Here is a 14,688-nt window from a genome sequence, read left to right on the forward strand (position 1 = left end):
GGCAGGCGTGAGCGGCAGCCCGCAAGTCTCAAGCCCCAGCCCGCGCCCGGGCTGATGCGCCGGTCCAGCTGACGCCGAGCGCCGCTTCGCAGCGCGGGAGACAGCCGTGAGCGCCAGCCGGACCGTGGTAGCTGGTTCTGAGGGCTGTTTCGCTGGGCTGGAGGCAGCCGTGAGCGCCAGCCAGCCGGATTGTGGTGGCTGGTTCTGAGGGCTGTTTCGCTGGGCTGGAGGCAGCCGTGAGCGCCAGCCGGATTGTAGTGGCTGGGTCTGAGGGCTGTTTCGCTGGGCTGGAGGCAGCCGTGAGCGCCAGCCGGATTGTGGTGGCTGGCGCTGAGGGCTGTTTCGGCGGGTCGGAAACAGCCCTCAGACCCAGCTGGATTTCTGGGCGCAGCCCTGCGAGGGGCATGTCGGTGGCCGCGGGGAACGACACGGCTCAGCCTGCGCGGCGATAGGGTGCCGCCCGGGCCGGATCAGGCGGTCAGCCAGGACCGCCAGCCGCCGTAGCCGGTGATGTCGGTGCCGGTGGCGTCGGCGGCGCAGCCGAAGCCGGTCACCCAGCGGCCGTCGTCGAGTTCGACCGGGCCCAGGTTCATCGGGGCGGGCAGCGCGGCCAGGAACGAGCCCAGTGCCGCGACCGGGAGCAGCCACAACTCGCCTTCGATGGGGGAACCGCCGGCGCCGGTGCGGACCAGGCCGGGTTTCGGTGGTGTCGTGGTCAGCGCGCGTAGCGCGTACGCCGCTGCGGTTTTGACTGGGCCGGCCCACCGCGCACCGCGCGTGACCAGCTCGTGCTCGAGTGGCTGGCCGCGCAGATGCGCGCCCACGACCAGAAGCGGCACCGCGGTCGCGCCGGCATGTGCGGGCCAGGGCAGCTCCGGCCGGGGCAGCGCGGGCGCGGCCTCCGCAGTGGCGATCCGGGGGACCGCAGCTTCCGCAGTGGCAATCCGGGGGAGCGCGGCATCTACAGCGGCGACCGGGTCGGGGGCCAGGTGCACCCGCCGGGCCAGGTCGAGGGCGACCGCGTCGTGGAACGGCCGGGCCAGCACGGTGACGCCGAACTGCGCGCCGTCGACCGAGCCCGAAGGCACCGCGACCGCGCACAGGTCGAAGAGGTTGCAGAAATTGGTGTACGTGCCGACCCGCGAGTTGACCGCGATCGGTGCGGCCGCAACCTCGGCGATCGTCGGATGGCAGGGCGCCGTCGGCACGAGCAACGCGTCGAACCCTTCCAACAGCCCCAGCGCCTCGGCCTTCAGCGAAGCCAACCGCTGCAGGTCACGCACCATGTCGGTCGCGCGCACCGCACCGGCCGCAGCAATGATCGCGCCCACCGTCGGGTCGACCAGGTCGCGGTGGGCATCCACGAAGTCGCCCACCGCCGCGTGCCGTTCCGCCACCAGCGCGCCCTCGTAGAGCAGCTTCGCGGCGGCCAGGAACGCGTCGAACGGGACGGGTGAGACCGTGCAGCCGTCGGCCCGGAGCCGGTCGGCGGCGGCAGCGAAGGCGGCAGCCCAGCCCGGCGCCATGGCCGGCAGCGAGGCCGGAACGGCGACCCGAGCCGCGTAGGGCGCGGCGAGCGGCGCATCGGCCGGCCACGCGCGGGTGCCCGGCCCGCCGGCCATCGCCGCCATCGCCGTGTCCGCGGTGTCCAGGTCGCGGGCGAAGATCGTGACCGCGTCCCAGGACCGGCAGGCCGGCACCACGCCGTCGGTGGAGACCGTGCCGAGCGTCGGTTTGATCCCGACGATCCCCTGGAAGGCGGCCGGCACCCGACCGGACCCGGCAGTGTCCGTGCCGATCGCGATGTCAGCGAGACCGAGCGCGACCGCCACCGCCGATCCCGAGCTGGAGCCGCCGGAGACGTAGTCGGGGCGGCGCGCGTCGCGCACCCCACCGTACGGGCTGCGCTGCCCGACCAGCCCGGTGGCGAACTGGTCCAGGTTGGTCACCCCGACCACGGTGGCGCCTGCGGCTTTGAGCCGGGCCACGGCGACGGCGTCGGTTGCGGCAGGTTCCGTGGCGTACGCCGGACATCCGGCCGTGGTCGGGAACCCGGCCACGTCGACGTTGCCCTTGACCGCGAGCCGCAGCCCGGCCAGCGGCCCGGTGGCGGCGCCGAGCTCGGCCGCGACCTCCGCGGGGTCGCGCTTCGCGATCCACACGCTCATGCGGCCACCGGCCCCAGCACGACCAGCGCGTCCCCGGGCGCCACCTGCGTTCCGGGGCGTGCGATCAGCGCGCTGACCACGCCGGCCGCCGGTGCGGTGACCGCGGCCTCCATCTTCATGGCTTCCAGCACCACCAGCGTCTGCCCCTCTTGCACGTGTTCGCCCACCTCGACCTCGACCTTCCAGACGTTGGACACGAACGGCGCGTCGACCCGCGAGCCACCGGCAGGCACCGCGACCTCGGCCGGTTCCGGTCCGCCGGTGAGCGCGACCGCCTCGGCCCGGTCGAATTCGCCGGCCGCCTGCCACGCGTCCCGCTCGGCGGCGAATGCGGCGCCCTGCCGTTCCCGGAACGCCGCGATCGACTCGGCGTTCTCCTCGAGGAACCGCGCGTGCTCCGCCAGCGAGAACGTGTCGTCGGTGATGTCGACGGTGCCGCGCCCGGCGGCCATGTCGGCGCGCAGGTCGAGCAATTCCTCGGCGGTCACCGGGTACCAGCTGATCCGGTCGAAGAACCGCAGCAGCCACGGGGTTTCCCGGTGGTGGCTCCACACCTGGGTGGTGCGCCCGACGAACTGGTAGCCGCCCGGCCCTTCCATCCCGTAGATGCACAGGTAGGCGCCGCCGATGCCGACCGAGTTCTCCGCGGTCCAGGTGCGGGCCGGGTTGTATTTCGTGGTGACCAGCCGGTGCCGCGGGTCGAGCGGGGTGGCGACCGGCGCACCCAGGTAGACGTCGCCGAGGCCGAGGACCAGGTAGTCCGCGTCGAAAACGGTGCGGTACACGTCGTCGACGGAGTCGAGGCCGTTGACCCGGCGGATGAACTCGATGTTCCACGGGCACCAGGGCGCGTCGTCGCGGACCCCGGCCATGTAGCGCTCGATCGCGAGCCGGGTCGCCGGGTCGTCCCAGCTCAGCGGCAGCCGCACGCGCCGGCTCGGCACCACCAGGTCGGTCGCGGCCGGCAGCGTCGCTTCCAGCTCCACCAGAAGTGCAAGAAGCTTGGGTACGGGCAACACGTCCGGATCCACGTGCACCTGCAACGACCGGATCCCGGGGGTGAGGTCCACGACGCCCGGCAGTTCCAGCGACGCCACGGCCGTGTGCAGCGCGTGCACCCGGGCGCGCAGGGCCAGATCCAGCACGATGTCGCCGTACTCGATCAGCAGGTTGTCATCCCCACCCCGCCGGTAGGTGACCGCCGGATCGCCGTCGAGCCGGAGCAGCACCCCGTCGTCGCCGTCCCCGGACCGGTCCGGATACCCCGGCAAGGCGAGCCGCCGCGGCGACGGCGCGTCGACCGCCCGGACCGGCCGGAACGAGACGGTGTCGCCGGGCCGCAGCTGGCCGAGTTTCCAGCGTTCGCCGCTGACCACGGTCACCGGGCAGACGAATCCGCCGAGGCTGGGCCCGTCCGGCCCGAGCAGGATCGGGGTGTCGCCGGTGAAGTCGAGGGCGCCGATCGAGTACGCCGTGTCGTGGATGTTCGACGGGTGCAGTCCCGCCTCGCCGCCGTCGGTGCGGGCCCAGGCGGGTTTCGGGCCGGTCAGGCGTACGCCGGTGCGGGCCGAGTTGAAGTGCACCGCGTACTTGGTGGCGAACAGCTGCTCGATGTCGTCGCGGGTGAAGAACTCGGGTGCGCCGTGCGGCCCTTCGGTGACGGCCAGATCCCAGTGCTCGCCGAAGGCCGGCCGCAGATCCAGGGCGACCGGCCCGGCGGGTGTGCCGGTGGCCGACGCGGTTCGCAGCACGTCGCCGGGCCGCAGGGCACGGCCGCCGTGCCCGCCGAACTGCCCGAGCGTGAAGGTGGCCGTGCTGCCCAGATATTCCGGCACGTCCAGCCCGCCGGCCAGCGCCACATAGGTCCGCAGCCCGGCCGTAGCCTCACCCACGTCGAGGGTGCCCCCGGCGGGAATCGGCACCGGCTCCCACATCGGAACGGGTGAGCCGTCGACGGTGACGGTCGCCGGCGCCCCAGTCACGCAGACCAGCGTGGGATGGGTGAACGTCAGCTGCGGCCCGCCCGCCGTGCACTCCAGGCCGGCCGCGTTCTCGTCGTTGCCGAGCGCCAGATTCGCCAGCCGCAGCGACCGGTCGTCCATGGCGCCGCTCGGCGGCACCCCGACCTGCCACAGTCCGAGCCGCCCGGCAGCGTCCTGAACCGTGGTCATCAGACCGGGCCGGCCCACGGTGATCCGCGGCTCCGGATCCCCGACGTCAGCGAGCGTGGCCGTCGAGTGGACCGCGCCGAGGAAGTCCGGCAGCGTTCCGACCGCTCGCAGCAGTCCGAGGTTCACCTCGATGCCGTCGAAGCGGGTCCCGGTCAACGCGAGATGCAGGCAGGAGATGGCCGTCGCGCGGTCCGGCCCGCTCGCGATCACCTTGGCCAGCAGCGGGTCGTACGCGGTGCTGACCTCGGTGCCGGTGGCCGCCCACCCGTCCACCCGGACGCCCTCGCCGCCCGGCAGTTCCACCCTGGTCAGGGTGCCGGCACTGGGCCGGAAACCGGCGGCCGGGTCCTCGGCGTACACCCGGGCCTCGACCGCGTGCCCGCTGACCGGCACGACACCGTCCCCGAGATAGGACGCCAGCAGACCGTTCTCGCCGCCGGCCAGCCGCAGCATCCAGCCGACCAGGTCGACGCCGGTGACCGCCTCGGTGACCGGGTGCTCGACCTGCAGCCGCGCGTTGACCTCGAGGAACGAGGCCTCCTCGCGAACCGGGTCGTAGATGAACTCGACCGTGCCGGCCGAGCGGTACCGGACGGACGCGGCGAGATCACGCGCGGCGGCGTGCAGACGGGAACGGACGGCGTCGGGCAGTGCGGGCGCCGGCGCCTCCTCCAGGACCTTCTGGTTGCGGCGTTGCAGTGAGCAGTCCCGGTCGCCGAGCGAGACGACCCCGCCGGTCCCGTCGCCGAAGATCTGCACCTCGATGTGCCGGGCGCGTTCCACGTACCGTTCGGCGAAGACGCCGCCACTGCCGAAACTGGCCGTGGCCAGCCGGGTGACCTTCTCGAACCCGGCCCGCAGCTCCTGCGGGTCGCGGCAGACCGTCATGCCGATGCCGCCGCCCCCGCCGGTCGCCTTCAGCATGACCGGGTAGCCGATCGCCGCGACCTGCGCGACCGCGTCCCCGGCGTCGGCGAGCAGGCCGGTGCCGGGAAAGACCGGCACTCCGGCGGCGACCGCGGCCCGGCGCGCGGTGTGCTTGTCGCCGAACGTCCGCAACTGATCAGGCGTCGGCCCGACGAACGCCAGCCCGGCCGCCTCGACCCGGGTCGCGAAACCCGCGTCCTCGGAGAGGAAGCCGTAGCCCGGATGCACGAACCCCGCGCCGGTGGCCGCCGCGGCCCGCAGAACGGCGTCGACGTTCAGGTAACTCTCGGCCGGCGCGGTCGGGCCGAGCCGGACCGCCTCGTCGGCCAGCCGCACGTGCGCCGCGCCGCGGTCCGCGTCGGAGAACACCGCGACGGTACGAAACCCCAGCTCACGAGCGGTCCGCAGGATGCGGCAGGCGATCTCGCCGCGGTTGGCGACGAGCAGGGTGCGCGGCTCAGCCACCGGACACCACCATCTCGGCGCGGCTCGGGTCGAAACCGTTGCACGGGTTGTTGATCTGCGGGCAGTTGGAGACGACGACCAGGACGTCCTTCTCGGCGCGCAGGCTCAGCGACAGGCCGGGCGCGGAGATGCCGTCCACGATGCCGAGCGCGCCGTCCGGGTCGACCGGGACGTTCATGAACCAGTTGACGTTCGAGACGTGATCGCGTTTGCCCATGCCGTAGCGGGACAGCTCGCGCATGAAGTTCTCCACGCACGCGTGCTGGGCGTAGGTGTGATGCCCGTACCGCAGCGTGTTCGACTCCTTCGAGCAGGCGCCGCCGAGCGTGTCGTGCCGGCCCACCTGGTCCGCGATCACGGTGAGCAGCGGGTCGTACTCGTTGTCGCGCAGCACGCTGCCGGTGGTCAGGAAGATCGTCTCTTGCGCCTGCAGGGTGGCCTGCGCGCTGTAGGCACGGCTGGTGTCGGCCGCGTCGTAGGCGAGGAAGTCGACGGCCTGATTCCCGTCCAGGTCCACGATGGTCAAGGTCTGGCCGCGGGTGAGAATTCGCGACCAGGGCGCCCGCGGCCGTACCGTCTCTCTGCTCATGCCCGTCCCTTGCGGTAGTCGGCGGTGTTCTCGAAGGCACGCCGCCCTTCGGGCGTCGCATTCCAGAGGTCGTCGGTGGGCGCGGTCACCCGGTCGCGCCAGGCCGTGATCCGCAAAGAAGATGAGGTGTACGCGGGACGCGGGTCGAGCGGGTGCGCGGCGTTGGCGACCAGCACGATCACCGGCAGTTCGGTGCGGAGCGTGACCGTCGCACCGGGTCCCGCCGAGCCGAGCCACTCCGGTCGCCCGTCGGCGTCGATCCGCACGCCCTGGAAGAAGGAGATCGACGGCGGCACATCGCGGCGGCCCAAACCGTGTTTGGAAGCGCCGAGGATGAACAGTTCCCGGCCGGCGGGGGAGGGGCCCTCGGGGGAGCCGTCGCCGTACCGCTGCTCGTTGCGGGCCTGCGCCGACGTGCCGTACATGGTGTCGTGCCGGCCCGACGTGTCACCGGTGACCGTGGCCAGGACTCGGGCCTGGTCGCTGAGCAGCAGCTGCCCGGCGGCGGTGTAGACCTGCCACTGCACCTTGACGGTGTCGGCCACGTTGAGCCGTTCCCACGGCATGTCCGCGTGGTAGAGCAGCAGCGACGCGCAGGCGTCACCCTCCAGATCGGTCAGCTGGATCGCGGTGCCGGCCGCGAGCACCCGATGCGCGTAGCCGCCGGGGGCCACCTGCTCGGCCCAGACGACCTCGCCGGGCACGTCGGCCGCGGCAGCCGGCACCGTCGGCCGGTCCGGGAAGCCGCCGTTCGAGGCGGCCGCCTCCTGGGCGCGGGCATGCGCGCGGGCGCCGGCCGTGGTGGCCGTCGGCTGTGCGGCCGCTTCCTGAGTGCCGGCGCCGGTTGTCGGCGCGGCCGTCTCCTGGGTGCGGGCGCCGGCCGTGGTGGCTGTCGGCTGCGGCTGGTCGGGCGACACGAGCACCACCTCAATTTCTGTCGATTGACCGAAAGTCAATCGGCTATGGCTCTCGCGCGCGTTTCCGTTCCATGAACACGATGTAACCCGGGCCGCGGGTCCGGCCGGGCGGTCGCCGCTTGGTACGTTGCCTGCCATGGCACGAGGACGGGGACGCCCGCGCGCATCGGGTGTGCCGGCCTCGGGGCTCAGCACCGAGCAGGAGATCCGGGCGGCAGCCGCACGGCTGTTCTGCACCGAGGGGTACGGGTCGACCAGCACCTACAAGATCGCCCAGGCGGCCCGGATCTCGCAGGCGACGATGTACCACTATTTCGCCGGCAAGCACGAAATCCTGCTCGCGCTGCTCCTGGACACGGTCCGGCCGTCGGTCGAGTTCGCCGCGGATTTGACGGCGAGCACCGAGCCTGCGGCCACCCGATTGTGGCGACTTTGCGCGTACGATGCCCGGCTCTTGCTCTCCGGCGAGGAGAACCTCGGCTCGCTCTACCTGCTGCCCGAACTCGGGGATGAGCGGTTCGCCCCGTTCCATGTGGAGCGGCAGCGGCTGTTCGAGACGTACCGCGATCTCGTCTCTGCTGCCGGCCACCTTGCCGGCGCCGACCTGGCGGCGGTGACCCACCTGGTGTTCGGGCTGGTGGAGAGCGTGATCCTGCGCCGGCGTGCGGACGCCGACCTGGGTCCCGGAATGGAAGCGCGGATCGCTGACGCCGCGCTGCGCGTCGCTGGGCTCGACGAGGACGCGGTGGCTCGCGCTCGGGGCGCCGCACAGCCGTTGTGACGGTCCATTAACAAAGTTGTCCCGGTCCGGGAAGCAACGCCGTAACAAGGCGGCGGCTCAATGGTGATCAATATCTGTCGACCGACAGAAATAATCGCCCAGGAGCCCTCATGATCATTACCGGAGTCGCGCTCACTGTCTTCATAGTCCTGGTCGTCGGCATCGGGGTGGCCCGGAAGATCGACGGCGACAGCGCCAACTACCTCGTCGCCGGACGCCAGCTCGGCGTCCCCCTCGTCGCCGTGGCACTGACCACCGCCGCGGTCGACAGCAACGCGACCGTCGGCAACACCGACCTGAGCTCCGCCTACGGGTTCTGGGCGGGCGCCTCCCTCGCGCTCGGCCTGGCGATCTGTCTGCTGCTGGCCGGCCTGTTCCTGGCCAAGCCGATGAACCGGATGGGCCTGTTCACGCTCGGCGACTTCTTCGCGCGGCGCTACAACCGGCGGGTCGAGGTCACCGCCTCCGTCCTGATGATCTTCGCGTTCACGATCCTGCTCGCCGGCAACCTGGTCGCCATGGGGTTCCTGGTCGAGTACTTCACCGGCATGTCGTACACCATCGGTGTTGTCCTCGCGGTCCTGCTGGTCCTGGCCTACACGATCGGCGGTGGGTTGTTCTCCGACGCCTACACCGCGGTGATCCAGGCCGTCATCACCGGCGTCGCGACGATCGTGCTGTTCCTCTGGGTGGCCGGCGAATACGGCATCTCGGTCCCGGACGGCCTCGGCCCGTTCGACTTCGGCCAGCTCACCGACAGCAGCCAGGGCGCGCCGGTCAACTGGGCGACGCTGATCTCCCTCGGCATCGGAGACCTGGTCGCCATCGACTTCATGCAGCGGATCTTCGCCGCGCGTACCCCGCAGGTCGCCCAGCGCGCCTGCTTCATCGGCGCCGGCGCCACCGCGGTCGTCGGCGTGATCTGGTCCCTGGTAGCCCTCACCGGCGTCTCCGCCCTGGGCCTGTCCGCCGAGAACGCGCCGATCATCTACCAGCTGCTGGACGACCATGCGCCGATCCTGCTGGCCGTCCTCGTACTCTCCGGCATCGTCGCCGCCTCCTTCTCCACCGCCTCCGGCGCCATCCTGGCCACCGCGGCCGTCGCCGTCCGCAACGTCTTCGGCGTACGCCGGGAAGTCGCCCCCGGCCACCACGACCCGCTGCTGCGCTGGACCCGCGTCGCCATGCTCCCGATCGTCGTCTTCGGCGTGTTCCTCGCGCTGCGCGTCAGCCAGACCGGCATCCTGCTGACCCTGGCCTTCGACCTGATGCTGGCCTGCCTGATCGCGCCGTTCCTGCTGGGTCTGTTCTGGAGCCGCGCCACTTCCACGGCGGCCCTGGTCGGCGCGGGGGTCGGCCTGGTCGTCCGGCTGGTCCTGCTGGCCTTGACCCCGACCCTGTACGGCGTTCCCAACGACCTGTTCTACATCGAGAATTCGCTGGTCGGGGCGGGATTCGACGGCTGGGCCACGATGGTTGCTGCGGTGGCTGGGGTCGGTTCGTTCGTGGTCACGGCGTTGCTGACCACGTCCCACCACACCGAGGAACACAACTTGCGCCACGCCGACCGCACAGCCGAAACCGTCCCCGCGGCCTGACCCCGGCACCCTTAGCGGCGACCATCCCCTCGCCGGCCGCCCTTACGTTCCCCGCGCCTCATCGCTGCGGCCGGTCACCCGCTCGCCCGATCCCTGCCACCGATCACCCTCCGCCTTCACTCGCTTCCGCCTTCACTCCAACTGCCGGTCACTCTGACCCAGCCCGGCTGACTGTCAGGGTCGTTTCCGCGGCCGGGATACAGCCGTGAGGGTCAGCTGATCTTTCTGGCTGGCTCTCACGGTTGTTTCTTCGGGCCGGAAGCAGCCCTCGGCGCCAGCTGGGGTCTCGTGGCTGGCGCTCACGGCAGTTTCCGTAGCTCCGGTACAGCCGCCATGACGAGCTGGACCCTTGAGCGCGGCTTGCGGGTCGTTGTCGGTCCCGCACCGCAGCCGGCGGTCACTGGTGTCGGCCGCGCGATCGGGCCTCGAACGCTCGCACCACCGCGGCCATGTCTTCGCCGCCGTGACCTGAAGCGGTTGCCTCCGCATACAACTGCCGGCACACCTCCAGCAGCGGCGACTCCACCCCGGCCCGCACGATCAACTCGCTGTTGTAGAGCACGTCTCTGACCGCGGCCTGCACCTCGAAGTCTCCATCGCGCAACTTGCGGCCTTTCACCCGGGAGACCGGACTGGCCATCGGCCCTGCATCCAGCGTGGCGAGCAGTGTTCCCCGGTCCAGGCCGTGCCGGTCAGCGAAGTGGAACGCCTCGGCCAAGCCGGTGACCATGCTGATCAGGAAGGTGTTCACGGCGAGCTTCATCAGCAGGGCACCGGGCACCGCGCCGCATCGGACGATCTCCCGGCACATCGGGTGCAGCAGCGGTTCCACCCGAGCGGCGTCCGGCTCTTCGCCGGCCAGCATGACGACCAGTTCGCCGGCCTCGGCAGGGCCGCGCGATCCGGACACGGGCGCCTCGACGTAGGACCCGCCGGCCACCCGGACCCGCGCGGCGAGCCCGGCCGAGTACTCCGGCGCGGTAGTGCCCATATGCACCACAGTCCGCCCGGCGAGGTCGCACCGGCCGAGCACTTGATCGATGACGGTGTCGTTGGCCAGCATCACGATCACGACGTCAGCCTTGGCGAAGACTTCAGCCGGGTCGGCGGCAACGACCGCGCCCGCCTCGCGGAGCGGCCCGGCGCGTTCCGGCGTGCGGTTCCAGACGATCAGGTCGGTGCCGGCGCGGGCCAGGTTGAGCGCCATCGGCTGCCCCATCACGCCGAGGCCAAGAAATCCCGTGGTCACCGACCGGACGTTACGCAGCCACGGAGAAAGCAGCCGATGCCAATCCGGCCGGAATTGGTCTGCTGCTCACCCAATCCCGCTGCGGCGCGGGCCCATCGCCGCTGGCACGGGGCGGCCGCTTTGCCCGTCAGCCGCCGGCCGGCCGCGACTTGCGACTCACGCGGCCCGCTGTTCCCGCGCGACCTGTTGCGGGGCGTGCTGCCCACCGGTGGCTGGTTCCTCGCGCAGCCCCCAAGGCGAGCCGTACTCCGTAAGCAGATCAAGGAAGGGCCGCGGCGGAAATGCCTCCGGACCGAGAACGCCCACCCCGGACCAAACCCCACCGGCAAGCAGCTCAAGCGCCACAACCGGGTTGATCGCGGTCTGCCACACCACGGCCTGACTTCCGTAGTCCGCCATCGACCACTCGTTGTCGACGACGTGATAGAGGTAGACCGCCTTCTCGACGCCGTCGCGCGTACCCCGTACCCATGTTCCTGCGCATGTTTTTCCTCGCATGCGTGCGCCCAGCGTTGCCGGATCCGGCAGGCTCGCCGCGACCACGTCGCGCGGTGAGACTGTCACCGGTCCGGCCTTGCCTGGCACGATGACCGATTCTGTTCGGTCCAGGCCGAGCTGATGCAGGGTTTTGAGGGTGCCGATGAACTGCTCCCCGAGCCCGTACTTGAAGGTGACCCGTCGCGCCGAGACCCAGCGCGGGATGAGCAGGACCTCTTCGTGTTCCACGTTCACGCACTCGACCGGCCCGATGCCTTCGGGGAAGTCGAACACCTCGGGCTCGCTGAACGGGGGAGTGGTGAACCAGCCGCGGTCCCGCTCGTAGATCACCGGCGGGTTGAGGCACTCCTCGATGGTGGTCCAGATGTTGAACGACGGCGCGAAGTCGTAGCCGTCGACGGTGAGGTTCGCCCCGTCCCGGATGCCGATTTCGTCGATCTCGTCGAACAGTTCGTCGGCGGCGTAGCGGGCGAAGATGTCGGAGAGTCCCGGCTCGACGCCGATGCCGACGAGCGCCAGCCGGCCCGCCTGCTCCCACTCCTGCGCTTGCTCGAACTGGGCGTCGCCGAGTTTGACGCCGACCTGCTCGTACGGCCGGTCGGGGTGCGGCCGGGACAGTGACATGGCCATGTCCAGGTAGGTGACCCCGGCGGTCTTCGCGGCGTCGAACAGCGGCATCACGAACCGCGGGTCGGTCGCGTTCAGCAGCGCGTCGCAGGCGTGCTCCCGGAGCAGCGCCGCGACCGCCGCGGTGTCCGAGGCGTCCACCTGCTCGGCGCGGAACCGGCTGTCACCGGTTGCCGCGACCGCCGCCTGTGCCCGGGCCAGGTCGTAGTCGGCCACCACCATCTCGTCGAAGAACGGCCGCCGCGCCGCGATCCTGGTGATCGCCGTGCCGACACCGCCCGCTCCCACCAGCAGTACTCGCATGGCGTGGAACTCCTCTCGTCGTCCTCGCCTAGATGAAACGCGGACCGGTGTCGTAAGGTCAACGGCGTTGGCATAAGGAGGAGCACCGATGCCCAAGGCCGTCGTCCCCGAGGAGAAGCGGCGCCGTCGCCGTCCCACCCGCAGCGGCACGGTCCTGTCCGAGCAGCTGATCGTCGAGGCGGCCCTGCGCCTGCTGCGCGAACACGGCAGCACCGGTCTCACCGCCCGGCGGCTCGGCCTGGCGCTGGACTGCGACCCGAGCACGCTGTACCGCTACTTCCGCGGCATGGACGAGATCATCCTGGCGATCGGCGACGCTCTGATCGGCCAAGCCCTGCGCGGGTGGACCCCGAGCGGCGAGTGGCGGGCCGACCTGCGCGCGCTCGGCCTGCGCATCCATGACGCGTACGTGGCGCACCCGCAAGCCGCCGTCCTCACCACCAGCCGGGTCACCGGCCGGGCCAACGAGCTGGCCGCCGACGAGGTGGTCCTGACCGTGCTGAATTCCGCCGGCCTCCCACCCGCCGACACCGTCCGCGTCTATCACGCCTTCATCGACCAGACGCTCGCCTTCGCCGCTCTCGACGCGGCGTCGGTCGCCCTGCCGAACGCCGCTCTGCGGGCCGAGGAGGTGGTGTGGCAGTCCACCTACGCCCGGTTGCCCGCCAGCAGCCACCCGCACATCGCCCGGGTGGCACCTTTGCTCGCCGCCGAGATGGTGACCAGCGCCTACCCCGCCGCCCTCGACCTTCTGCTGAACGGCATAGCCCACAGCTCATCCCGCCAGTAACCACGTAGCCACCAGGTCGGTGACCTGCGCGGCACCCCGGTCGCTCAGATGGATGTGGTCCACCAACAGGGTCCGCCCACCCGCCTCCGCGACCTCGTCCCAGCTGCGCCGGAACGTGTAGTGCTGCACCGCCGCCCAGAACGCCACCCCGAACGAGAACGCGAAGGGCTCGGTCTGGCCGGCAAGCAGTGCAGTCATGCGCTCATGCACCGGCAGATAACCCGCGTCGGTCTGCTCCGCCACCTCGCGTACGGCCGCGTTGTACCCCTCCAGCCGCCGGTTGATCTCAGTGCCCGGATCCTCGCCGAGCGGCGGCAGCGAAGCCAGCGCGATCCGGGCATCGCTCCCGGCGCGGATCCGCTCGACGATCGCGACCAGGTTCGCCCGGTACTCCGGGACCGGCACCTCGCCCCGCACATCGTTCGTCCCGACCAGCACGGCCACCGCCTCGGGCCGGCAGGCCACCACATCGGTGTCCAGCCGGCCGAGCAGATCAGCCGAGGTGTTGCCGTTGATCCCGGCGTTGACCAGGTCGTATCCGGCGAGCTCCGGCTTCCGGCGCAGACCGCCGACCCAGTCGCCGCCCAGGGTGCCCTGGGTGATGCTGGCCCCGGCGGCAACCACCACGGGCCGCCCGTCCGCCGCCGGACAGGCGTCCGCCGGGTTGCCCGTCGGAGCCCGGAGGAAGGCGAGGTATCCGGCCGGCGCCGTCGCGCCCAGCAGAGCGGCAACGGCAACCAGCGTCAGTGTCCAGCGACGTTTCATATCGGCTCCTGGTTAGTGAGTGCTTACTAACCACTATAGTTAGTGAACACTCACCCACACGTCAAGGGAGAAGGCTTGAGCACCCGCGACCGCATCATCACCGCCGCAGCGGACGTCATCCGCAGTCACGGTCTGGCCCGGGCAACCACCAAGGAGATCGCCCGGGCAGCCGGCCTGTCCGAGGCGGCGCTGTACAAGCACTTCCGGGACAAGACCGACCTGTTCCTGGCGGTGCTCGGCGAACGCGGTCCCACCGCGCTCAGCGCCGTCCTCGCCCGGCTTCCGCAGCGCGCCGGAGCAGACCCGGTGGAAACCGTGCTGCGCGAGGTGGTGCTGGCCGCGATCGACTTCTACGAGCAGGGCTTCCCCATGGCTGCCTCACTCTTCTCCGAGCCGGCTCTGCTGGCCGCCCACCGCACCGCACTGCAGGAGCGCGGCGCCGGCCCGCACGCGCCCAGCCGGGCACTGGCCGCCTATCTGTCGAAGGAACAGCGACTCGGCCGCCTGAACCGGGACTTCGCCCCCGCCGCTGCCGCCGACATGCTGCTCGGTGCTTGCCTTCAGCGGGCCTTCCTCGGCCACTTCGAGCCCAACACCGAAGCGCCCGAAGCGTTCGCCTCCAACCTCCTGACCACCCTGCTCCGCGGAGTGTCGACATAGGTCCCGCGGGTCACGGGAAGAGATCGAAGTCCGGCGCGGGGGCCAGCTCGACCAGCTGATCCGCACTCAGCGGCAGATCCGGCCGCCCGATCTTCAACTCGCTCTCGGTGATCACCTCGCCCGGAACCGGCAGCTCAGCCGGGACACCGTTCGCGCTGGTGGCGAACGCGACCGTGTCAC

At 71.2% G+C, this 14,688-nt stretch carries 11 protein-coding genes; 4 read left to right on the forward strand and 7 right to left on the reverse strand.

What is annotated here, in order from left to right; genetic code table 11:
- Nucleotides 1-470: 470 nt before the first annotated feature.
- The 4 genes from atzF to OHA21_RS05040 are packed head-to-tail and all read right to left on the reverse strand — an operon-like array spanning nucleotide 471 to nucleotide 7,237.
- Nucleotides 471-2,168, reverse strand: a complete 1,698-nt coding sequence (gene atzF, locus OHA21_RS05025) for an allophanate hydrolase (RefSeq protein ID WP_328470624.1) — start codon at nucleotides 2,166-2,168, stop codon at nucleotides 471-473.
- Nucleotides 2,165-5,731 carry an urea carboxylase gene (gene uca, locus OHA21_RS05030; RefSeq protein WP_328470626.1) on the reverse strand — a complete coding sequence of 1,189 codons (3,567 nt, stop codon included), beginning with the start codon at nucleotides 5,729-5,731 and terminating at the stop codon, nucleotides 2,165-2,167. The genes atzF and uca overlap by 4 nt, the downstream gene beginning before the upstream one ends.
- Entirely contained in the window at nucleotides 5,724-6,320 is a 597-nt protein-coding gene (locus tag OHA21_RS05035) for an urea amidolyase associated protein UAAP2 (RefSeq protein WP_328470628.1), read from the reverse strand. Before OHA21_RS05035 ends, uca begins: the two co-directional genes overlap by 8 nt.
- Entirely contained in the window at nucleotides 6,317-7,237 is a 921-nt protein-coding gene (locus OHA21_RS05040; protein WP_328470630.1) for an urea amidolyase associated protein UAAP1, read from the reverse strand. The genes OHA21_RS05035 and OHA21_RS05040 overlap by 4 nt, the downstream gene beginning before the upstream one ends.
- 136 nt (nucleotides 7,238-7,373) lie before the next feature.
- Here OHA21_RS05040 and OHA21_RS05045 point away from each other — a divergent pair, with 136 nt between their 5' ends.
- Complete coding sequence (locus OHA21_RS05045) at nucleotides 7,374-8,018, forward strand: TetR/AcrR family transcriptional regulator (protein WP_328470632.1); 645 nt, start codon at nucleotides 7,374-7,376, stop codon at nucleotides 8,016-8,018.
- Between the two features lie 110 nt (nucleotides 8,019-8,128).
- Nucleotides 8,129-9,616 carry a sodium:solute symporter family transporter gene (locus tag OHA21_RS05050; protein ID WP_328470634.1) on the forward strand — a complete coding sequence of 496 codons (1,488 nt, stop codon included), beginning with the start codon at nucleotides 8,129-8,131 and terminating at the stop codon, nucleotides 9,614-9,616.
- Nucleotides 9,617-10,013: 397 nt separating this feature from the next.
- Here the strand turns inward: OHA21_RS05050 and OHA21_RS05055 are convergent, their stop codons facing one another.
- Nucleotides 10,014-10,898, reverse strand: a complete 885-nt coding sequence (locus tag OHA21_RS05055; RefSeq protein ID WP_328478302.1) for an NAD(P)-dependent oxidoreductase — start codon at nucleotides 10,896-10,898, stop codon at nucleotides 10,014-10,016.
- Nucleotides 10,899-11,021: 123 nt separating this feature from the next.
- Entirely contained in the window at nucleotides 11,022-12,293 is a 1,272-nt protein-coding gene (locus OHA21_RS05060; RefSeq protein WP_328470636.1) for a saccharopine dehydrogenase family protein, read from the reverse strand.
- An 88-nt stretch (nucleotides 12,294-12,381) separates the two neighbouring features.
- On the opposite strand from OHA21_RS05060, the gene OHA21_RS05065 reads away from it, so the two are divergent.
- Nucleotides 12,382-13,083 (forward strand): TetR/AcrR family transcriptional regulator, encoded by a 702-nt coding sequence (locus tag OHA21_RS05065; RefSeq protein WP_328470638.1) that lies wholly within the window; start codon nucleotides 12,382-12,384, stop codon nucleotides 13,081-13,083.
- Here OHA21_RS05065 and OHA21_RS05070 read toward each other — a convergent pair.
- Nucleotides 13,069-13,848 (reverse strand): SGNH/GDSL hydrolase family protein, encoded by a 780-nt coding sequence (locus tag OHA21_RS05070; RefSeq protein WP_328470640.1) that lies wholly within the window; start codon nucleotides 13,846-13,848, stop codon nucleotides 13,069-13,071. The two genes, OHA21_RS05065 and OHA21_RS05070, sit on opposite strands and share 15 nt — an antisense overlap.
- 75 nt (nucleotides 13,849-13,923) lie before the next feature.
- Between OHA21_RS05070 and OHA21_RS05075 the strand changes: the two genes are divergently transcribed.
- Complete coding sequence (locus tag OHA21_RS05075; protein WP_328470643.1) at nucleotides 13,924-14,508, forward strand: TetR/AcrR family transcriptional regulator; 585 nt, start codon at nucleotides 13,924-13,926, stop codon at nucleotides 14,506-14,508.
- Nucleotides 14,509-14,688: the final 180 nt, after the last annotated feature.

Origin of the sequence: Actinoplanes sp. NBC_00393, from assembly GCF_036053395.1 — a bacterium.
Classification (GTDB): Bacteria; Actinomycetota; Actinomycetes; order Mycobacteriales; family Micromonosporaceae; genus Actinoplanes.